We start from the raw sequence: 19,189 nt of genomic DNA, 5'->3' as shown, positions 1-19,189 counted from the left end.
GTCCCTGTTGATGATGAACCTCAGTGCTTGAGTGCTTCGGCAACAGAAACCGCAATAGGTGTCGTCGCACGGCCAATAAGCTGGCTTAACTGACGCGAATCTTCAAACAAGGCACCCTTGGCAGCGCCGGCATCGGAGTCGGCCAGCAACGCGGCGAAGCCTTCGGGCAGACCGACGCCGATCAGGGCCGCTTTGTACTGCTCTTCAGGCAGGTCGTTGTACACCACCGGCTTGCCCGATTGCTCGGCGACCAAGGCGGCCAGTTCCTGCAATGAATAGCTGTCGTCGCCGGCCAGTTCGTAAACCTTGCCGGCATGCCCTGGCTGGGTGAGCACCGCCGCTGCCGCCTCGGCGAAATCGGCGCGCGATGCCGACGAAATGCGGCCTTCGCCGGCGCTGCCCAGAATAGCGCCATGTTCGAGCGCTGCGGGCACGCTGGCGGTGTAGTTCTCGCTGTACCAACCGTTGCGCAGTACAACGTAGTCCAGGCCAGACTCGGCCAGTGCCTGCTCGGTATCACGGTGTTCAAGCGCCAGGCCCAGCGGCGAGGTGTCAGCGTGCAGCAGGCTGGTATAGGCCAGCAACTGCACGCCCGCAGCTTTGGCCGCCTGAATGACCGCGCGATGCTGCGCCGAACGCTGGCCGATTTCACTGGAAGAAATCAGCAGCAATTTACTCACCCCGGCCAGCGCGGTGTCGAGGGTCTGCGGCTGGCTGTAATCGGCCTGCCGCACCTGCACGCCCCTGGCCGCCAGGTCCTGGGCTTTTTGTGGGTCACGCACCAGCGCGATGACATCGCCGGGCTGTTGGGTTTTGAGCAATGCGTCGATCACCAGACGGCCCAACTGGCCAGTAGCACCTGTAACAGCAATCATGAAAGCACCTTGATTCAAATGAGAGGAAACCTCATCCTACGCCGCACACTTACGATTGGTAAGTACGTACAAAAAGGTAAGTACCATGACCATGAACGAACCGATCGACACGCCGTTTTCAGCCAAAATCCGTCGCGGCGAGGTGCTGGATACAAACTGCCCTTCGCGCGATGTGCTCAAGCACATGACCAGCCGCTGGGGCGTACTGGTGCTGGTGGTGTTGATTGGCGGCATGCATCGTTTCAGCGACTTAAGACGCAAGATTGGCGGTATCAGCGAGAAAATGCTTGCCCAGACCCTGCAAGGGCTTGAAGGTGACGGGCTGGTGCAGCGTGTGTCGCATCCGGTAGTACCGCCGCATGTGGAATACAGCCTCACGCCCATGGGCCATGAGGCGGCAACGAAAGTCGAGGCGATGGTCGACTGGATCGAAGAGCAACTGCCGCAAATCATGCAGTTCAGGCGCGAGAAATCTGAGCTTGCGCCAAACGTCGGCTAAGGGCTCGGAATGAATGTAGCGCTTGCGGCCCTATCGCCTGCAGAGCAGCCTCCTACCAAATCTGTGGCGTTCATACCTATCATGCAGGGCAATGATCTAATGTAGAAGGCTGCTCTGCAGGCGATTGCAGTGCGTAGCGCTGCCAGAGGCCATCAGACCACCTGATCCTTTTGCGGCACCTCACGTTCATGAATGCGCAGGTTCGAGGCATGCAAGGTAATCGGTACCGATTTGGCCGCGGGCACCTTGCTGCCTTGTGCGTAATGCCACAGCGGCACCAGCGGGTTGCACTCCGGGTAATAGGCTGCAGCGCAGCCTTCAGGAATGTCGTAGGCAAGGATCTGCATCGGCCCGACTTCACGCCGCACTTCAGGCTCGACAGCGGTGCGCAGCATCACCCAGTCACCGGGCGCAAAACCCAGCCGCACAATGTCATTACGATTGAGGAACACCACGCTGCGTGTTCCCTTTACCCCACGAAACCTGTCTTCGTAGCCGTAAATCGTGGTGTTGAACTGATCGTTGCTACGTAGCGTCATCAGCTGAATGACGTCTCGTCCTGCCCGGCCGCTAAACACATCGTCATCTTCGTTGAGCGTTTCTGGGGTAATGAACTGCGCCTTGCCGGACTCGGTTTTCCATTGCCGCTTGCGGGCTGGTAACGGCCGGTGAAAGCCGCCTGGCTGCCACATGCGGACTTCCATGTCATGGAATATCTGCGGGTAAACCTGCGCAATCGCGGTGCGAATCTGCGCGTAGTCCGTGCGCCATTGCGCCCAAGGAATCTGCGCGCGGCCATCGAGCGTGGCCTGTGCCAACCCGGCAATAATTGCCACTTCCGATCTCAAGTGCTCGCCGGCCGGTTCGCTGGTGCCTTGCCAGGCACGAATGAAACCGGTGCTGTCTTCGGTGCTGTACACCTGCTCGACCCCGCCTTGCCGGTCCTTTTCGATATGCCCCAGACACGGCAACAGCCACATCTGCGCGCCGGGTAAAAGATGGCTGCGGTTGAGCTTGGTTGCCACTTGCACATTAAGCTGCAACTGCGACCACGCAGGCTCCATGCGGTGTGTGTCAGGAATGGCGCGCAAGAAGTTGCCGCCCAATCCGATAAAACCCTTCACGCTGCCGTCAAGAATGCCCTCGCAGGCGTCGACCGTGGCCAGCCCCATTTGCTGCGGCACGCTGAATTTGAACAGTGCCTCGATCTTGTCCTTCGGCACCTTGGCCGGGTCTTCGGTGATGCCCACCGTGCGCTGGCCCTGCACGTTGGAATGGCCGCGCACCGGGCAGATACCGGCGCCCTGCTTGCCGATGTTGCCGCGCAGCAGCAAAAAGTTGACCAGCATCTGCACGTTTTCAACGCCATGCCGGTGCTGGGTCATGCCCATCCCGTAAATCAGCATCACCCGCTCGCTGCGCGCATACACGGTTGCCGCCGCTTCCATTGCGCTGCGGCTGATCCCGGAACGGCGCTCCAGCGTGCTCCACGGCTGGCGTTGGACCTGTGCGATAAACGCCTCGAAACCTTCGGTGTGCTGTGCAATGAAATCGTCGTCCAGTACCGGCGTGCGCTGCTCGGCACGCGCCAGCCGATCCAGTTCCAGCACGGCCTTGACCATGCCCGTCAGCGCTGCAATGTCACCGCCAATCGCCACCTGGTGATACTGGGTACTGATCACCGTTGAGTCCGGCCCAAGCATCTCGACCGGCGACTGCGGATTGACGAAGCGCTCCAGGCCGCGCTCACGCAAGGGGTTAAAGGTGATGATCGGCACGTGGCGCTTTCGCGCTTCCTGCAACGGATGCAGCATGCGCGGGCTGTTGCTGCCGACATTCTGGCCGAAGAAGAAAATGCAGTCGGTGTGTTCGAAGTCGTCCAGCGTCACCGTGCCAACGGGCACGCCAATGCTTTGCTGCAAGCCGACCGAGGTGCTTTCGTGGCACATGTTCGAGCTGTCGGGCAGGTTATTGGTGCCGTAGGCGCGGGCGAACAACTGGTACATGAATGACGCTTCAAGCGAAGCGCGGCCGGAGGCGTAAAACACCACTTCATCCGGCGCCAGCGAGCGCAGGCTGGCGCCGATCTCGCGGTAAGCGTGCTCCCAGGTCGTCGGCCGGTAGCGATCAGAGGCCGCATCGTAGTGCAGCGGATGGGTCAGCCGGCCATGTTGCTCCAGGGCATAGTCGCTCCAGCCACGCAGTTCACTTAACGTATGACCGGCGAAAAAGTCCGGCCCGGTTCTGAGCGAGGTCAGCTCCCAGGCGGTTGCCTTGGCGCCGTTCTCACAGAACTCCAGCGCGTGCGGGTTGCCAGGCTTTGCCCAGGCACAACTGACGCAGGCAAAGCCTTTGGGTTTGTTCTGTTTGAACAGCGCCAAAGGCGCCTTAAGCAGCGCCTGCTCTCGCCATAGAATGGCCATGACCGAACGGGCCGAGCCCCAGCCGCCCGCTGCCGAGCGGTAAGGTTTGAATCGGGCGGTGGAATGGAGTAATTGCATCAGCGTGGCTCGTGCACAGGGCAGCCGTTATGTTGCGCTCGAAAGCCGGACGACATTTCATAGGCCTGCTTGCGCACCCGCATCACGCCACCTAATGGCCGGTGGGCCTGCAAACCATGCCACGGACTGAACGCCATACCGTCGTCGATGGACTTGACGCTTTCAGGGCTCCAAGAATCTTGCGGCTGCACTTCAAGCCGTGCGACGGTGACAAACGGACTCAAGTCTTCTGGCCAGACCTTTGATGCGTCTTCGATCGGCATTTTCTCAAGATCGGTGGCCAGTTGAATGCGCAATTCCCAGACACCGCCGAATTGGGCGAACCACTCATTGACCGCCGTGCGCAGGCCATTGGGGTCATCGTCGAGATTCACCGGCTGATCGGTCAGCGACTGCAGGCCTGGAGACACCGGCACCAGCGCCAGCTTGGCGTAATAGTCGCCGTACAGAAAAGGCACCACGCTGTGGAACGTCTCGCCCAGAATGTGCGTAGTCGGATGACCACCGAGGCTTTTCAACGTGCCACTCTCACCGCCCATCGACTCAATGGTCGACTCGATACCACGCAACAACGCCGAAAACGCCTTTTTCAGGCCCGGCGCCTTGTCCGTGGTTTTGGCCAGCAGCTTCAGGGTCTTGAGAAAGTCCTTGGGCGTCGCCGCCGTAAAGGCCTTGGCGTTTTGCATCACAAAGTCTTGAGTCACTTGGCCTTCGCTGCCCGGCAGCCGTGAGCCTTCGACGCCGATCAGCTTGATCGCCAGACCACGAGGGGTCGATACCTTGTCATCGAGGATGTCGCCGGGGTTGGTGGAAAAACGCATCACCACCGGCAAGCGCACCGGCGTGGCAAAAGCGCCCTGGGCAAGCTCGGCAGGCAAGTTGTCGAGCACCGTAAGGTGGCCATGCAGCAGGCCATGCGCCTTGGCGTGCACGCTGCGGTCGGCGTGGCCGTTGTCCTTGAAGGTGGTTTCCATGATGGTGCGCAGCGTTTCAGCCAGTTCCTGACTGGTCTGGGCTTCATCGTCAGGCACTTGCTCGAACGAGGGCTGGAAACGCAGTGGTCTGATCGCAAGACGGGGTACAGGCAAGTCACTCATCACGGTATCTCCAAAGGCATCAGGGCAGCACTGTGTCGCGCCGTTAAGAAAGTGACTGCGGGCGATTTACGGTTGTTCAACGCATTGATCGCACTCGACGACAGATGGCAAAAAGGCATATCTCTCATCGAAAAAATGAAACTCGATGCCTTGGTGCCGCTCCATAGCAAAACCTCATTCAGGTATCGCTCATGCTCCCTCACAGTCAGCAAGGCCACGGTTCGCCGATTTTCGTCCTGATGCATTTTCTCGGTGGCTCGCATCGCACCTGGTCGGCCGCCACGCCGTTTCTCGACCGTGAGCACCGTTGTGTGGCCCTCAATACACCAGGCTTTGGTGATGCGGCGCAGGTCGGCGGTTACAGCGTCGAGGAAATGGCCGATCAGTTGGACGAGACGATTCGCGCCCTTGGGCTTGAGCGCTGCATCCTGGTCGGCCATTCGATGACCGGCAAGGTTGCCGTTGTGCTGGCGTCAAGGCGTCCAGATTATCTCGCTGGCCTGATTCTGGTGGCACCCTCACCCCCCGGCCCGCAGCCCATGAGCGAAGACGACCGCGACCAGCAACGAGCCTATGACCGCTCACGCGAGCAGGCTGAACAGTTCGTCGACGAGTCCAGCGCGCATCGATTGCCTGAGCCTTTGCGGGAAATCGCCATTGCCGATGCCCGAAGTGTCAACCTTGAGGCCTGGCGGGCTTGGGTCGATCACGGCAGCCGCGAAGACTGGAGCGACCGCATCGGCCCCCTGCCGTATCCAGCGTTGGTGGTATGTGGCGCCGATGATCAGCAGGTGCCCGGCCCTGACGAGCAAGCGCGGACCACACTGGCGCACTTTGCAAACGGGCAGATCAAGGTCATACCCGGCGCTGGGCACTTGATGCCATTGCAGACGCCTCAGGCATTGGCGCAACTGATGCTGGAATTTGCCGACGCCATTACTTGAAAAGGCCTTTGCCGATCTCGCGCGCGGCTTGCAGATGCACTTGTGCATCCTGCGTTTCCGACTCATGGATGAGTTCCGAGGTGATCACCCGCGCACCGCAATAATCGAAAATGCCGTGATCTATCTGGGTTTTCATTGCCGCGTCGTAGCCGTGACGCCCGTAAGAACCCGCGTCGGCGCCGGCCACGCCCACCAGGTGCACCTGCAGGTGCCCAAGTTTCTTGGTGAAGTCGCCATCGAGACTGAAATCGAACGCCCAGCCGTTGGAAAATACCCGGTCGATCCAACCCTTGAGCAAACCAGGCATCGACCACCAATAGACCGGATACACCAGCACCAGCGCGTCGGCACGCTCAATCCGCGCTTGCTCGGCGAGAACATCCGCAGGCGGGCTGGCCTTGTGGCGATGAACTGCCGTATCAGCGTCCGAAAATCGCGGATCGAAGCCGGAGGCGGCCAGATCGAACAGTTCATGGCTGTAGTGCGGGTTGGCCTCACTCAGCCCTGCGGCGATCTGGGTCGCCAGGCTGTGGGTCAGTGACTGAGGATTATGGTGAGCGACAACGATCAAGGTATGCATGGTCTGGCCTCTAATCAAGGATTGCGGGTGAACGCACCGCGCAATATACTTTTGGTAGGTTTCAGTTAACTTACTTTTGGTATATAGCCGTGTCAAGCCCGTCTTCATCTGTCAAATCAGCGCCGCGCCAAAGGCTGTCGAGAGAAAATCGTCTCGCCCAGTTGCTGAGCGTGGCCTGGCAAATCGTCCGCCAGCAAGGCACCGACGCGCTGACGCTGGGGCATCTGGCTGAGCAGGCCGGGGTCACCAAACCGGTGGTCTACGATCACTTCCCTGACCGACCGGCACTGTTGTCGCGGCTGTATCAGGATTTCGATGAACGCCAGACGGCGCTGCTCGACGAGGCACTGCACAACAGCGAAGCCAGTGCCGAGGCCAAGGCGCAGGTGATCGCCTGCGCCTATGTGGATTGCGTACTGCATCAGGGCCGCGAGATTCCGGGGGTGATTGCAGCGCTGAGCAGCTCGCCGGAGCTGGCGCAGGTCAAGCATGACTATGAAGTGCTGTTCATGGGTAAATGCCGGACCGTGCTGGCGCCGTTTCTCGGCGGCGCCCAGCTTACAAACGCGCATTTACGCGCCATGATGGGCGCCGCCGACGCACTTTCGAATGCGGCGGCATCGGGAGAGATTTTGCCGGAACAGGCTAGGTGCGAGCTTTTCGAGGTGATCATGTCGATGCTTGATAGAGCACAGCGCAACCTGTAACCACTAAAAAACAGGGCGAGTACTGTTTCTTTAGAGGTTGTACTCGCCCCGCATCTAATTACCGACCCTTGACACTGATGAAAAATTCTTTTTTGAATTCGCCGCAGAGCGTATACATTCTTATTTTTTATAAAACCCTCATAACCAATTAAAATACATAGCGGACCACTTCGAAGTCCTCCTAAAGCTGCAGGATAAATCCTGATTTCTGATTGCAACCTACTTAAGATAAATATTTAAATCTTCCATATTGATTTTTTCACTGATACCAAGCTTTTCTAAAATCATCGGTAAAACCTTATGAATCACTCGCATCCCCACTAGCAATTCATTCATATAGATATCTGGGTGTAAATTTTTTTTATTGAAACCCATGCTTTCAGCCTCAGCTTTGTGCCCAATATCTTCAGGTGTGCTGTAGATCAAATCGAAAAGCTCTGCCCTTAGTGGCATGCCTGCTCCTAGTGCAGCATTTTTTACCAAGCCAAGCCATTCCTCATAGGAAGAAACAGTATTATCCTTGAAAGCCATAAAATTTTTGGCAATGGATTCATCAACGCATACTTTACTAGCAGCCAACTCCATCAAACAAGACTCAATATTTTGAGCCGGCGTATCCATAAGTTCTAAAACATCGTCATCCAAGAACTCAGCGATATACGCCGAATAAAACCCATAAACGTTAGATAGGGCTATGAATATCTCCCCTATTAATGCAGAGATTGCGTTATTCTCTATAAAGCTCCAATCTAAATCAGGATTATCAAAATCAACGTCTAACTCCACAGGAAAATCCCTGGGTATTTCAACACCCATCTGGTTCAAGGTGTGAAATACACTCCAACATAGTAAATCGTTTGAGTCTGTTAATGGCTCAGTTACGTAGCCTGTCTCTTCCTGCTCCTGAGCAATCATAGCAATAAAATGTATCAACTTATCCCATTTGGCGGCAGCTTCTATGCTGCCTGAAAGCAGAATGAATTCTGGCTGTTGATTACCAATCCCAATGAGGGCACGCAGCTTATTTTCCATTTCAAAGGATATATATTCGTCTTTCTTCCATTTGCTGATCTGAGTCGGAGATACACCCAATCGAGCAGCAAGCTCCTTTTGATTACAAGAAAGTAGATTCAAAGCCAATTCCGTCATTGCCTTGCTATACATGAGCCACTCCAATACTTAATGAGCTATGAGGCAAGAAATCTATCACAGCACAATTTACTAAATCAAATATTTTTTTAGTAAATTGTGCTTTGGTGATAATAGGGCTTTTGGGTGCAGGCCAGCGTCTTGAGTGCACACGATTGGCTGCAGTAGCAGTCGTGGATTTTCATAAGCCCTTCGTACTCAATTGCGCGCACAGCCTTCCCACAATTTAGGATTATAAAATTTAAAAAAATCAATATGTTGAGTCGTATGTGATGATAGGCGCATCGAGCCTGATGCGGGCATTACTCTATGCTGACTGACTTTTAGCTCATCAATTGAAACGTTTGGTACTTCTCACCGTAGAAAAGCTTAGCTCTTCCAGTCGGTAGATTTCGTTGAACTTAGCCCGCCGATGCTGCCTCCGTTGCTTATCACCTCACTCAACGGCGGGTAACGAACATGAGAGCACTCACCTACCACGGCGCGCATAACGTGAAAGTCGATACCGTTCCGGACCCTGTCCTGGAGCAGCCGGATGACATCATTCTGCGCGTCACTGCCACGGCCATTTGCGGCTCGGACTTGCACCTTTATCGCGGCAAGATTCCGTCGGTCGAGCATGGCGATATCTTTGGCCATGAGTTCATGGGTGTGGTCGAAGAAATCGGCACTGGTGTCACCGCCGTCAGCCCTGGCGACCGGGTGGTCATTCCGTTTGTAATCGCTTGCGGCAGTTGCTTCTTTTGCCAGCTTGACCAGTTTGCGGCGTGCGAAACTACCAACACCGGACGCGGTGCGATTCTTAACAAAAAATCCATTCCATCGGGTGCCGCGCTGTTCGGCTACAGCCACCTGTATGGCGGTGTTCCCGGCGGGCAAGCCGAGTATGTGCGGGTACCGAAAGCCAATACCGGGCCATTCAAAGTGCCGGGCACGCTGTCGGATGAGAAGGTTCTGTTTCTGTCCGATATCCTGCCGACCGCCTTTCAAGCGGTGAAAAATACCGAAATCGGTGCCGGCTCAAGCATTGCTATCTACGGTGCCGGGCCGGTTGGGCTGTTGTGCGCAGCGGTGGCGCGGATGCTCGGTGCCGAACGAATTTTCATGGTTGATCATCATGCGTACCGGCTGGCTTACGCGCAGAAAACCTACGGCGTGATCCCGATCAATTTCGATGACGACGATGATCCAGCCGACACCATCATCCAGCAAACACCCGGCATGCGCGGTGTCGATGGCGTGGTCGACGCGGTCGGTTTCGAGGCCAAGGGCAGCACCACTGAAACCATTCTGGCCACCCTCAAGCTCGAAGGCAGCAGCGGCAAGGCACTGCGACAGTGTATTGCGGCGGTTCGGCGCGGCGGCGTGGTCAGTGTGCCGGGGGTTTATTCCGGCTTCATTCATGGGTTCTTGTTTGGCGATGCGTTCGACAAGGGCCTGACCTTTCGCATGGGCCAGACTCACGTACAGCGTTACCTGCCGGAGCTGCTCGGGCATATCGAAACCGGGCGGCTTGCGCCTGAAGCCATCATTACTCATCGCCTGTCGCTGGAGCAGGCCGCCGAAGGCTACAAGATCTTCGACAAGCGTCAGGAAGACTGCCGCAAGGTCATCCTGACACCGGGCAGCCCGTACATCGAAGCGCCGGTCATGGAAGCGGTCGACATTGTGCCGGCTACTTGATGAACCGCTCGAAGCTGTAAGGCGCCGGGTCAATAATCGGCGCTTGCCCCGACAGCAGATCGGCCGCCAGTTGCCCCGCCGCTGGCGACGTGCCGAAACCATGGCCGGAAAAGCCGGTGGCCAGGGTCAGGCCCGGGATCTTCGCCACCGGGCCGATCACCGGGTTTGAGTCTGGCGTTACATCGATGGTCCCCGCCCACGCCTGTTCGATCTGCGCGTTCTGAAACACCGGCCAGGCCGCGCGCAGGTTACGCAATGCTTCCTCGTTAAGCCCGGCATTGGCCGCCGGATCCTGAACCCGCACGCGCTCGAATGGCGACACGCCGCCGGCCTTCCAGCGCCGCGCCAGGGTCAGGTCATTGAAGAAATACTTGCCCAGTGAAATGCGCAAAAAGTCACGCTGCGCTTTCAGTTGCGGCAGGTACTGCGGCCCCAGTAGAAAGTGATCCAGGGTCAGAAAAGCGTCCAGCGCACCGCGTTGGGTAATGATGAAACCACCGTCGATGTGCTTGCGAAACGAAAAGTCCGGCGCACCGACGGCGATGTCTGTCGGCCCGTCCATGGGTTTGGTGCGCAGCACTGAACAGGTCAGTGGCAGTGTGGGTAAATTAACCCCCAGATTGCCGAGAAACCGGCGCGACCACAGCCCGCCGGCCAACAACACCTGCTCGCAACGAATCTCGCCCCGCTCGGTAACTACGCCACTGACTCGCCCGCCTGAGGTCTGCAAGGTACGTACGGCGCACTGTTCGATGATTACCGCACCCTTGGCAATGGCCGCATTGGCAATGGCGCTGGCCGCCAGGGTGGGTTCGGCGCGACCGTCCGATGGCGTGTAAATGCCGCCAGCCCAGTTGCCCTGGCCACCGGGCACATGCCGGGCAATGTCCTGTTTGCCGAGCAAATGCGAGTCCAGCGCCAAGTGTTCTACCCCCTTGAGCCACTGCTCATGCATAGCCATTTGTGTTTCGTTACGCGCCACAAACATGATCCCGGCCTGGCGATAACCGACATCGACCCCCACCCGCTCGCGCATTTGCGCCCACAAACGGTCAGCGGCCTGAGCCAGCGGAATATCACCGGCGTGGCGGCTGGTCTTGCGGATCCAGCCCAGGTTGCGCGACGACTGCTCGCCGGCAACCCGGCCCTTTTCCAGCACGATGACCGGGATATTGCGCTCGGCCAGGGTCAGGGCGGCGGTCAGGCCAATGATCCCGCCGCCGATAATCACGACCGTGGTCGAGACTGGAAGCTGCTGCGAGGTGTGAACGGGGGCGATGATGAGGGCCATGGGTAGCAACTCTGAAAACGCATGTTGTGAAACCAACTGCACGGCGATCCGCTTATCTCGTAGGAGTGGCTTTAGCCGCGAATGGCCACACCGTAAATTTGTGGCGCCTGCTTCCCGACTGAAGTCGGTCCTACAGGTATCTACAGGGTGATCTGCGTTACTTCGGCGCGTGAGGCGCCGCGGTAGGCGGTCACTTCCAGCTCGACTTTGTAGACGGTCGAGCCCAGCGGCGGACAGGTCGCGGTGCAGGCCGGGTCGATGCCGCGAAACTTCTCGCCGATGATGTTCATCACCTGCGGCACGTCTTCCGGGTTCTGGATGAACACCCGCGAACACACCACATCCGCAAGGCTGGCATCCACCGCCGCCAAGGCCGCTTCGATGTTGGCAAACACCTGATGGGTCTGTTCGGTCAGGTCTTCGGCAATCTCTTTGGTCTGCGGGTTGCGGCCTGCGGTGTTGGACACGTAGATCCAGTTGTCGACCGCGACCAGCCGTGAATAGCTGGCCATCTCTTCAAATTTGGAGCCGGTCTTGAGTTTGGTGATCTGCGTCATGTGCGCTTCCTTGTATAAATGTTCAGTCAGCTAAGAACGGGGGTTTCCCAGAGGTTCAGCTTTACGCCGATGCCGCGTTCGATGGCGTTGCGGTACACCACGGTGCCCCACGCCACGTCCTCGACCGGCATGCCGCCTACCGACATCAGGATGATTTCTTCATCGTTCAGACGCCCCGGCGCGTCACCGGCGATGATCTTGCCGATGTCCTCGACCTGTTCCGGCTGCAGCAAGCCCTCTGCGATCATGTCCATGAAGCGCACACCAATCACTGGCACGCAGTGGTGCGCAGGCTTGGGCAGTTCATGAAACCAGGCCTCGTAAAGGCCGGTGTTGTCGACCACCTTGCGCACGTCGCTCTGCTCCATGCCGGCGTCGATGTTGCAAGCGGCCGGCATGGCCAGGAAAGCGCCGGGCTTGACCCACTCACGCTTGACTTGCGGATAGGCTGTCGGGTCGCCGACTTCGCAAGAACTGCAATAGGTCACCAGGTCCGAGTCGCGCACCACCTCTTCAAGGGTGTCGACCACCTGAACGTTGACGATTTGCGGAAACGTCACGCGCACCCAGGTCAAAAAGTCGTCCAGACTGCGCTGGCCACGGCCCTTGATCTTGATCGTGTCGATCAGCGGGCACACCGCCATGAAGGCGGCGACCGAGGTCTTGCCCATCACGCCGGGGCCTGATAGACCGATCACCTTGGAATCCTTGCGCGCCAGATGTCGGGCGCCGACGCCGGGGATTGCACCGGTGCGATACGCCGAGAGCAGGTTGGCCGACATATGGGCCAGTGGCGCGCCGGTGTCCGGGTCGTTGAGGGTGAACATCAGAATCGAGCGCGGCAGGCCCTTGTCGCGGTTGGCGATATTGGAGCCGTACCACTTGACGCCTGCGGTGCAGAAGTTGCCGCCCAGATAGGCAGGCATCGCCATCATGCGCCGGTCAGCCGTGGGCTTGGGCATGTTCGGGAACGGCGAGTTTTCCGGGAAGGTCACCATGGCACCATGCGAGTCGTTATTGGGGCCTGCCATGCGGTAATCGCCGTGGTACAACAGGCCGAACATCTCCTCCATGGTGTCGACGCACGACGGCATGTCGGTGACACCGGCGCGGATCATGTCCTGCTCGGACAAGTAGATAAAGTCGATCTTGGCGTTGTTAGTCATGTTTATCTCGACGCACTGAGACATAGTTGGCGGCTGGCGTTACAGCCGTATAAGGCCTGCCACGCTTAACGCTGTCTGGACAAGGTGATGTCGAGTTTATGAAGAGCGATCCGCAGCGTATTGTAAAAATCGGACATGCCCTGCACGGTGTCTGCGAACAGCCTTGGTTTGTGCTCAACTCAGCACGCTATGAGGCCATAAACACCCCACATCCGGCGATTTCGCACTTTTACACGCTGGACATCGAGACATCTGCGGATCAAATCTTTGCAGTGCCGGATGGCTGCGTCGACATCCTGTTCGACTGCGACACCAGCCGTCCCGGCGCCCAGGTCTGTGGCACGCCACTGGAGGCGCAGCGTGTGGATTTGCTCCACCGACACCATTATTTCGGGGTGCGCTTTCGGCCCGGCGTGATACCGGGTTTCTTGAAAAGCAGGGTTGAGGATCTCGCCGAGCAGCAAGTGGACCTGCAAGACGTGATGCCGGGGGCGCAGGCAATGATCGAGCACATCGCACGCACTGCTCAGTTCGGTGAGCAAATGGCGTTGTTCAACGGTTTTGCAGCGCCTGAGCTAACGCAAAAGACCTCAGACCTCACGGCCATGGTCATCCGCAAAGTGCTGGCGCACCGGGGCGATATACGCATCAGTGAACTGGAAGCCTTGAGCGGCTATACCGGCCGCACGCTGCAACGCCAGTTTCGCCAGGACACCGGCATGACGCCCAAGACCTTTTGCCGAATCATTCGCTGCCAGGCGGCGTTGAACAGCATCAATACTGGCGTTGATATGTCATTTTCCGATCTGGCGCTGGATCTGGGCTTTACCGATCAGTCGCATTTTCTGCGCGACTTTAAAAAGCTGGTGAGCACCACGCCCACTGATTATCAACGGCGCGTGGTGCAAGGCGCCTATGGCGCGCGGGTCAGTGCGATGGAGCCTGTTTGATGCATTTTCAGGCGTTTTTCATTTTTTCGATAGCCGAAATAATTAAAGCACCGTTTAACAACTCGCCTCTGTCCTTGTTGCCTGTCAACAGCATGCCGATCAACACATTGCGCCATTTCCCATTCTGCTGAAACTGCCACAGGACGGGGGATCCGCTGAAACCATTTATGCTGCGCTGGTCAAAATCAATATTCTCAATCGAGTGCCTGTCCGCGTAACTGGCCGCTGTTTTCAAGGACGCAGTGAAGTTATATTTTTGAAAAAAAATATCAACACTGCTGTCCGCGCAATAGTCAATCCCGGACTGCTCATTATCGAATAGCGGGCAACCCAGAACATGCACCTTGTCGATAGAGAGTTGCTCTATATCCGAGGCTGTCAAACCTGACACAGGAAGTTCCAGGGCACGGTCCATAAGCATCTGCCTGTAGGGCTTCAAATGCTCATTCGAGAGTCTAAAAATCAATAGATCCTCGTACTTTCCTGGCTTTTCGGTATCGTCGTGCAAAGGGCAAACGACCTGATCGAACCTGATGTGCTCTTCTTCATGGACCTGCGCATCCTCATGGGCATACGGCAACCTGACGGTCTTGCAAAGGCGGACCGGGTCCACGTCATTACAAAGATCGCCCAGCATACAATGCCGAGCCGTCACAAAGAAAAAATCATCAACATCATTGTTCAATCGACAAAAGAACCCCGTGCCTTTAAGTCCGGGGTAGTCAGGGCAGTCCTCATTGTTCAACACCACTCTGGAAACACTCGTCCAAGGCAGAGCCTGTACCGGCGCCTGAAGTCGGGCCTCAATCAGAGATCGTAATTTCGTTTCAACACTCTCCATAAACAGTCACTCCTTTATCCCTGACTCTCGTTTTTACATCAATCCCGCCAGCACCACCGGCAGCCACACAAACGACAGCACCGTCGAGCACATCACCAGATTGGCGACTTTTTCTGGCGACTGATTGGCGCGCACGGCGAGCAAATAATTGAACACCGCGACCGGCATGGCCGACTGGGTGATCAGGATGGCTTGCGCCAGTGGCTCCATGCCCAATGCCATACCGATGATCCACCCCACCGCCGCACCGAGCACAATGCGCAGCGCGCCTTGCAGCATGCCGCTGGCCACATGGTGCAAGCGGATGCTGGCCAGCGACACGCCGAGGGTCAGCAACATCAGCGGAATGGTCATGCCGCCCAGCAGGTCGACGGTGTTGGCGAGCCAGCGCGGCAGGTGCAGGTCGAAGAAAATGATCGGCAATGCCAGCACCAGGCTGATCAATACCGGATTGCGCAGCAGGTCTTTAAGCGATGCGGCGCCGCCAGACAGGGCAATGCCCAGAGTGAACTGAAAGATCGACAGGGTCAGAAAAAACGCCACGGCCAGCGCCAGACCATGGTCGCCGAAGGCATACAGGCTGATCGGCAAGCCCATGTTGCCGGTATTGGGAAACATGAAAGCCGGCACCAGTACCCGCCAGTGCTGACGAAAAGCCTTGCTGACCAACAGCCCGATCAACGCCATGGCGATCATGCACAACACACAGGCCAGGGCCATGCTCATGAAGGCTGCCGAATCAAGCCGGGTGCGGCTCAGGGTCGACAGCACCAGCGATGGCGTGCCGATGGTCATCACCAGCCGGGCGATAAAGTCGGTCGGGTAACTCTGCCCTTGCCGCGCCCAGGCATAACCGATTAGCGAAACAATGAACACCGGCGCCAGAACGGCAAATAACGAAGCCAACACGGGCTTTTCCTCCCTGAAAAAAACGTCATGCTGAAGCTGTCGAGGTTAAGGTGCAACAAATGTTGCTATTTATTGCCTCACAGCCACTCACCTCAAGGATTTTGTGCCCATGCACGCCAAGCTGCTGAAACTGCCGCTTAACACCCAAGGCCGGGATTTTGTGGTCGGCGATATCCATTTCAAAATCGCCGAGCTGTTCGAGGGACTGCAAACGCTAGGGTTTGACCGCTCGATTGACCGGGTAATCGGTGTCGGCGACCTGATCGATCGCGGCGCGGATGTACTGGAAGGCCTGAAGCTGTTGGGCGAGCCGTGGTTTTATGCCGTGCAAGGCAACCATGAACAGATGCTGATTCGCGCCTGGCTGGACAATCCCGATGTGCCCTACTCCGCACACGGCGCCCGCTGGTGGATGAACATCGCCGATGAGTCCAAAGACATGATCATTGGCAAGCTACAAAGCCTGCCGATCGTGATCGAAATTGAATCGGCACGCGGCACTGTAGGCGTCTTGCACGCCGATGTGCCGGCCGCCATCAGTTGGCCGATGTTCGTCGAGCACCTGCATGACCCGCGCATCGAGCAGACCGCGCTCTGGGGCCGCGAACGTATTCTCAAGCACAACACTGCGGGTATCGCTGGTATCTGGCGGGTGTGCGTCGGCCACACCCGGCTGCCTGCCCCGCTACGCCTGGGCAATGTCATGGCGCTTGATTGCACCGGTGGCGGCGAGGGTCCGCTGGGGATTTATTGTGTGCAGGACGACACGGTTTATGTGGCCGGCCTTGCTGAACAGCGCCTTCGCGCTGATCACTAAGGCTTCACGCGGTGTATGAAAATGAAGATGTAACACCGTATGGGGTGGTATTACCTAATATGTCTGAACGGGCCTTTTCGGCGAGGCTCGTTGTCCATGGGCCAACACTTGCAAAACTGTTCGTCCAGCAACACCCGATCCACAGTTGTCTGCCAGGGCAACACGACGTCCGGGTCAAAAAACCCATTAACTCATTGTTTTATATGATCTTTATAAACATGGAACGGTGCTTGCTCTGTGAATGCCACCTTCTTTGTTCCAGGACATCGTGACCACACATGAGCCTTAATCAGCAAGCCATCCCGATCAACCCGTTGCAGACCGTGCGCGAGCTCACGCCGTGGTTTGCCGAAACCGCCGTCGAGCGCGATGCCACAGGCGGCACGCCCAAGGCCGAACGCGATGCATTGCGTGACAGTGGCCTGCTGGGCCTGGTCATCCCCCGCCAGTACGGCGGCCTGGGCGCCAGTTGGCGCGACACCTTTGAAGTGGTGCGCGAAGTGGCGCGGGTCGACAGCTCGCTGGCCCACGTGTTTGGCTTCCATCACTTGATGCTGGCCACCGTGCGGTTGTTTTCAAGCCCTGAACAGTGGCAACCGTGGTTTGAACAAACCGCCCGCAATCACTGGTTCTGGGGCAATGCTCTTAACCCGCTGGACACGCGTACGGTGCTGCGCAAGTGTGCGGGGTGGTATGAGTTCTCGGGCAAGAAGAGCTTCTGCTCCGGCGCCAGCGACTCGGAAATGCTCATCGCCTCGGCCATCGACGAAAACGCCGGCGGCAAGCTCTTGATCGCGGCCATCCCCAGCGGTCGCACCGGCATCACCCTGCATGGCGACTGGGACAACATTGGTCAGCGGCAAACCGACAGCGGCAGCGCCACGTTCGAGCGGGTACGGGTCGAACACTCCGAACTGCTGCTCAACCCAGGGCCTTTGAGCACTCCGTTTGCCGGGTTGCGGCCGCTGATTGCCCAGTTGCATTTCGCCAACCTGTTCCTTGGCATTGCCGAGGGCGCCTTTGAAGAAGCACGCCAGTACACGCTGAAAGAGAGCCGGCCGTGGTTCCGTTCCAGCGCCGAAACCAGCAGTGAAGACCCGTACATCCTGCGTCACTACGGCGAATTCTGGGTCGGTCTGGAAAGTGTGCGGTTGTTGATCGAGCGTGCGGCCAATTTGCTGGACGACGCCTGGAGCAAAGACAACGACCTGAGCAGCGAAGAACGTGCGCAACTGGCGCTGGCGGTGGGCACGGCCAAAGTCGCCGCCACCCGCCACGGGCTGGACATTTGCAATCGCCTGTTCGAAGTCACCGGCGCCCGTGCCACGCACGCGTCGCTGCGGTTTGACCGCTACTGGCGCAACCTGCGCACTCAGACCCTGCACGACCCTGTGGACTACCGCATTCAGGAACTGGGCGACTGGGCCTTGAACGGCACGCGCCCTGTTCCGTCTTTCTACTCGTAAGGCCTGCCCATGCATTTGCTGACTCTGCCCCCCTCCCCAGCTCTGGCAACGTCGATCAGGGCTACGGCTCAGGTTTTTGAAGACTCCAAATCCCAGGCATTGCTGGCCCATGTGCAGCAAGTCGCGCCGAGCGAAGCCAGCGTGCTGATCATTGGTGAGACCGGCACCGGCAAAGAGCTGGTCGCCCGCCATATCCATAACCTCAGTGGGCGCAAGGCCGGGCCGTTCGTGGCCGTCAACTGCGGGGCGTTTTCCGAATCGCTGGTCGAAGCCGAGCTGTTCGGCCATGAAAAAGGCGCGTTTACCGGCGCCTTGGCGGCCAAGGCCGGCTGGTTCGAGGAAGCCAGCGGCGGCACGCTGTTTCTCGATGAAATCGGCGACTTGCCGATGGCCATTCAGGTCAAGTTGCTGCGCGTGCTGCAAGAGCGTGAAGTGGTGCGCCTGGGCTCGCGCAAGAGCATCCCGATCAATGTGCGGGTGCTGGCGGCCACCAACGTGCATCTGGAAAAGGCAATCAATGCCGGTCACTTCCGTGAAGACCTGTATTACCGCCTGAATGTGGTCAGCTTGCAGCTTTACCCGTTGCGTGAACGTCCCGGCGATGTGCTGCCTCTGGCGCGGCACTTCATCAACCAGTACAGCCAGCGGCTGGGCTATGCCGAAGTCACCCTGGCCGAGGACGCTATCAAGCGCCTGGCCAGCTACGGTTGGCCGGGTAATATTCGCGAGCTGGAAAACGTCATTCATCACACCTTGCTGATCTGCCGTGAGCGCCTGATTCGCGCCGAAGATTTGCACCTGTCGAACCTGCGGATCGAGCGCGAGGACGACAACCGCCCACGCGACGAAACGGCCGAACAACTGTTGCAGCGCGCCTTTATGCGCCTGTTCGAGGAACAAAGCGGCGCCCTGCACGAAAAGGTCGAAGACAGCCTGCTGCGCGCTGCTTATCGTTTCTGCCATTACAACCAGGTGCACACCGCCAGCCTGCTGGGTCTGTCGCGCAACATCACCCGCAGCCACCTGATCAGGATTGGCGAACTGGTGGTGAACAAGCGCAAGCCGGCGCAAAGCTCGCAAGGTAATCGTCTGGTGCATCTGTCGATCTGATCCCGAATCGCAATAACAACACTGCTACTGATCAGCAATCCAGACAA

General features: G+C 57.9%; 18 protein-coding genes. 8 read left to right on the top strand and 10 right to left on the bottom strand.

Annotated features, from left to right (window positions below):
- Positions 1-20: 20 nt before the first annotated feature.
- The gene (locus ACYP2A_RS18105; protein WP_459747041.1) at positions 21-875 is read right to left on the bottom strand and encodes an SDR family oxidoreductase; all 855 of its coding nucleotides are present in this window, start codon (positions 873-875) and stop codon (positions 21-23) included.
- Between the two features lie 85 nt (positions 876-960).
- Here ACYP2A_RS18105 and ACYP2A_RS18100 point away from each other — a divergent pair, with 85 nt between their 5' ends.
- A complete protein-coding gene (locus ACYP2A_RS18100) occupies positions 961-1,374 on the top strand; it encodes a winged helix-turn-helix transcriptional regulator (RefSeq protein WP_459747040.1) in 414 nt (137 codons plus the stop codon).
- Between the two features lie 152 nt (positions 1,375-1,526).
- Here ACYP2A_RS18100 and ACYP2A_RS18095 read toward each other — a convergent pair whose 3' ends face one another.
- On the bottom strand, positions 1,527-3,875 hold the full coding sequence (locus ACYP2A_RS18095) for an FdhF/YdeP family oxidoreductase (RefSeq protein ID WP_459747038.1): 2,349 nt from the start codon (positions 3,873-3,875) through the stop codon (positions 1,527-1,529).
- Positions 3,875-4,972: a catalase family protein gene (locus ACYP2A_RS18090; protein ID WP_459747034.1), complete on the bottom strand. Its 1,098-nt coding sequence runs from the start codon at positions 4,970-4,972 to the stop codon at positions 3,875-3,877. Before ACYP2A_RS18090 ends, ACYP2A_RS18095 begins: the two co-directional genes overlap by 1 nt.
- Before the next feature lie 191 nt (positions 4,973-5,163).
- Here ACYP2A_RS18090 and ACYP2A_RS18085 point away from each other — a divergent pair, with 191 nt between their 5' ends.
- On the top strand, positions 5,164-5,916 hold the full coding sequence (locus tag ACYP2A_RS18085; RefSeq protein WP_459747033.1) for an alpha/beta fold hydrolase: 753 nt from the start codon (positions 5,164-5,166) through the stop codon (positions 5,914-5,916).
- Here ACYP2A_RS18085 and ACYP2A_RS18080 read toward each other — a convergent pair.
- Entirely contained in the window at positions 5,909-6,496 is a 588-nt protein-coding gene (locus ACYP2A_RS18080; RefSeq protein WP_459747031.1) for an NAD(P)H-dependent oxidoreductase, read from the bottom strand. The genes ACYP2A_RS18085 and ACYP2A_RS18080 overlap by 8 nt on opposite strands.
- 83 nt (positions 6,497-6,579) lie before the next feature.
- On the opposite strand from ACYP2A_RS18080, the gene ACYP2A_RS18075 reads away from it, so the two are divergent.
- Complete coding sequence (locus ACYP2A_RS18075) at positions 6,580-7,203, top strand: TetR/AcrR family transcriptional regulator (RefSeq protein WP_459747357.1); 624 nt, start codon at positions 6,580-6,582, stop codon at positions 7,201-7,203.
- A 219-nt stretch (positions 7,204-7,422) separates the two neighbouring features.
- Here ACYP2A_RS18075 and ACYP2A_RS18070 read toward each other — a convergent pair whose 3' ends face one another.
- Positions 7,423-8,367, bottom strand: a complete 945-nt coding sequence (locus ACYP2A_RS18070; RefSeq protein WP_459747029.1) for a helix-turn-helix domain-containing protein — start codon at positions 8,365-8,367, stop codon at positions 7,423-7,425.
- Positions 8,368-8,811: 444 nt separating this feature from the next.
- Between ACYP2A_RS18070 and ACYP2A_RS18065 the strand changes: the two genes are divergently transcribed.
- Entirely contained in the window at positions 8,812-10,035 is a 1,224-nt protein-coding gene (locus ACYP2A_RS18065) for a zinc-dependent alcohol dehydrogenase (RefSeq protein WP_459747028.1), read from the top strand.
- On the opposite strand, the gene ACYP2A_RS18060 is transcribed toward ACYP2A_RS18065, so the two are convergent.
- The 3 genes from ACYP2A_RS18060 to ACYP2A_RS18050 all read right to left on the bottom strand — a co-directional run bounded on the left by ACYP2A_RS18060 (position 10,028) and on the right by ACYP2A_RS18050 (position 13,049).
- On the bottom strand, positions 10,028-11,326 hold the full coding sequence (locus tag ACYP2A_RS18060; protein ID WP_459747027.1) for an NAD(P)/FAD-dependent oxidoreductase: 1,299 nt from the start codon (positions 11,324-11,326) through the stop codon (positions 10,028-10,030). The two genes, ACYP2A_RS18065 and ACYP2A_RS18060, sit on opposite strands and share 8 nt — an antisense overlap.
- Positions 11,327-11,466: 140 nt before the next feature.
- Positions 11,467-11,883, bottom strand: a complete 417-nt coding sequence (locus ACYP2A_RS18055) for a RidA family protein (protein ID WP_459747026.1) — start codon at positions 11,881-11,883, stop codon at positions 11,467-11,469.
- 26 nt (positions 11,884-11,909) lie between these two features.
- A complete protein-coding gene (locus ACYP2A_RS18050; protein ID WP_459747024.1) occupies positions 11,910-13,049 on the bottom strand; it encodes a tyramine oxidase subunit B in 1,140 nt (379 codons plus the stop codon).
- Positions 13,050-13,147: 98 nt separating this feature from the next.
- Here ACYP2A_RS18050 and ACYP2A_RS18045 point away from each other — a divergent pair, with 98 nt between their 5' ends.
- Positions 13,148-13,999: an AraC family transcriptional regulator gene (locus tag ACYP2A_RS18045; protein WP_459747023.1), complete on the top strand. Its 852-nt coding sequence runs from the start codon at positions 13,148-13,150 to the stop codon at positions 13,997-13,999.
- Between the two features lie 7 nt (positions 14,000-14,006).
- Here the strand turns inward: ACYP2A_RS18045 and ACYP2A_RS18040 are convergent, their stop codons facing one another.
- Together ACYP2A_RS18040 and ACYP2A_RS18035 are read right to left on the bottom strand one after the other, a co-directional pair.
- Positions 14,007-14,840: a hypothetical protein gene (locus tag ACYP2A_RS18040; protein ID WP_459747022.1), complete on the bottom strand. Its 834-nt coding sequence runs from the start codon at positions 14,838-14,840 to the stop codon at positions 14,007-14,009.
- Positions 14,841-14,873: 33 nt separating this feature from the next.
- Positions 14,874-15,749, bottom strand: coding sequence for an AEC family transporter (locus tag ACYP2A_RS18035; RefSeq protein ID WP_459747020.1), 876 nt, complete (start codon positions 15,747-15,749; stop codon positions 14,874-14,876).
- Between the two features lie 109 nt (positions 15,750-15,858).
- Here ACYP2A_RS18035 and ACYP2A_RS18030 point away from each other — a divergent pair, with 109 nt between their 5' ends.
- The 3 genes from ACYP2A_RS18030 to ACYP2A_RS18020 all read left to right on the top strand — a co-directional run bounded on the left by ACYP2A_RS18030 (position 15,859) and on the right by ACYP2A_RS18020 (position 19,142).
- Positions 15,859-16,566 carry a metallophosphoesterase gene (locus ACYP2A_RS18030; protein ID WP_459747019.1) on the top strand — a complete coding sequence of 236 codons (708 nt, stop codon included), beginning with the start codon at positions 15,859-15,861 and terminating at the stop codon, positions 16,564-16,566.
- Between the two features lie 278 nt (positions 16,567-16,844).
- Positions 16,845-18,032 carry an acyl-CoA dehydrogenase family protein gene (locus ACYP2A_RS18025; protein ID WP_459747017.1) on the top strand — a complete coding sequence of 396 codons (1,188 nt, stop codon included), beginning with the start codon at positions 16,845-16,847 and terminating at the stop codon, positions 18,030-18,032.
- 9 nt (positions 18,033-18,041) lie between these two features.
- Positions 18,042-19,142 (top strand): sigma-54 interaction domain-containing protein, encoded by a 1,101-nt coding sequence (locus tag ACYP2A_RS18020; RefSeq protein WP_459747015.1) that lies wholly within the window; start codon positions 18,042-18,044, stop codon positions 19,140-19,142.
- Positions 19,143-19,189 lie beyond the last annotated feature (47 nt).

The organism is Pseudomonas sp. 3A(2025) (assembly GCF_054589175.1).
The sequence above is the reverse complement of the archived record's forward strand: the minus strand, read 5'-3'. Positions and strand labels throughout refer to the sequence as shown.

Coding starts and splice junctions, on each gene's coding strand:
- ACYP2A_RS18105 (WP_459747041.1), bottom strand. CDS start 875: ATGATTGCTGTTACAGGTGCTACTGGCCAGTTGGGCCGTCTGGTGATC.
- ACYP2A_RS18100 (WP_459747040.1), top strand. CDS start 961: ATGACCATGAACGAACCGATCGACACGCCGTTTTCAGCCAAAATCCGT.
- ACYP2A_RS18095 (WP_459747038.1), bottom strand. CDS start 3,875: ATGCAATTACTCCATTCCACCGCCCGATTCAAACCTTACCGCTCGGCA.
- ACYP2A_RS18090 (WP_459747034.1), bottom strand. CDS start 4,972: ATGAGTGACTTGCCTGTACCCCGTCTTGCGATCAGACCACTGCGTTTC.
- ACYP2A_RS18085 (WP_459747033.1), top strand. CDS start 5,164: ATGCTCCCTCACAGTCAGCAAGGCCACGGTTCGCCGATTTTCGTCCTG.
- ACYP2A_RS18080 (WP_459747031.1), bottom strand. CDS start 6,496: ATGCATACCTTGATCGTTGTCGCTCACCATAATCCTCAGTCACTGACC.
- ACYP2A_RS18070 (WP_459747029.1), bottom strand. CDS start 8,367: ATGTATAGCAAGGCAATGACGGAATTGGCTTTGAATCTACTTTCTTGT.
- ACYP2A_RS18065 (WP_459747028.1), top strand. CDS start 8,812: ATGAGAGCACTCACCTACCACGGCGCGCATAACGTGAAAGTCGATACC.
- ACYP2A_RS18060 (WP_459747027.1), bottom strand. CDS start 11,326: ATGGCCCTCATCATCGCCCCCGTTCACACCTCGCAGCAGCTTCCAGTC.
- ACYP2A_RS18055 (WP_459747026.1), bottom strand. CDS start 11,883: ATGACGCAGATCACCAAACTCAAGACCGGCTCCAAATTTGAAGAGATG.
- ACYP2A_RS18050 (WP_459747024.1), bottom strand. CDS start 13,049: ATGACTAACAACGCCAAGATCGACTTTATCTACTTGTCCGAGCAGGAC.
- ACYP2A_RS18045 (WP_459747023.1), top strand. CDS start 13,148: ATGAAGAGCGATCCGCAGCGTATTGTAAAAATCGGACATGCCCTGCAC.
- ACYP2A_RS18040 (WP_459747022.1), bottom strand. CDS start 14,840: ATGGAGAGTGTTGAAACGAAATTACGATCTCTGATTGAGGCCCGACTT.
- ACYP2A_RS18030 (WP_459747019.1), top strand. CDS start 15,859: ATGCACGCCAAGCTGCTGAAACTGCCGCTTAACACCCAAGGCCGGGAT.
- ACYP2A_RS18025 (WP_459747017.1), top strand. CDS start 16,845: ATGAGCCTTAATCAGCAAGCCATCCCGATCAACCCGTTGCAGACCGTG.
- ACYP2A_RS18020 (WP_459747015.1), top strand. CDS start 18,042: ATGCATTTGCTGACTCTGCCCCCCTCCCCAGCTCTGGCAACGTCGATC.